Genomic DNA, 343 nt, shown 5'->3' with positions numbered 1-343 from the left:
TATCGCCGGTGCCGCGCGGCGGGACGCGCTCGGCTATGTCGAGCTTCACATCGAACAGGGGCCGGTGCTGGAGGCGGAGAATCTGCCGGTCGGCATCGTCACCGCGATCAACGGCGCCACGCGCCTGACCGCCACCGTGACCGGCATGGCGGGCCACGCCGGCACCGTGCCGATGGCCCTGCGCCGCGACGCGCTGGCCGCGGCGGCGGAGATGGTGCTGGCGGTGGAAGCGACGGCATTGGAAACGCCGGACCTCGTCGCCACGGTCGGCCGCATCGCGGCGGAGCCGGGTGCGGTGAACGTGATCCCCAGCCGGGCGGTCTTCACCATCGACGCGCGCTCC

The 343-nt window shown here is 73.5% G+C and carries 1 protein-coding gene; it reads left to right on the top strand.

The annotated features are described in order from the left end of the window. A partial coding sequence (locus JT719_RS24405) for a peptidase dimerization domain-containing protein (RefSeq protein WP_207436399.1) occupies window positions 1-343 on the top strand: 343 nt, incomplete at both ends.

The sequence above is a fragment of the Sabulibacter ruber genome, from assembly GCF_017355955.1.
GTDB lineage: Bacteria > Bacteroidota > Bacteroidia > Cytophagales > Hymenobacteraceae > Nibribacter > Nibribacter ruber_A.
Note: the sequence above shows the minus strand (reverse complement) of the source record. Positions and strands in the feature narration are given on the sequence as shown.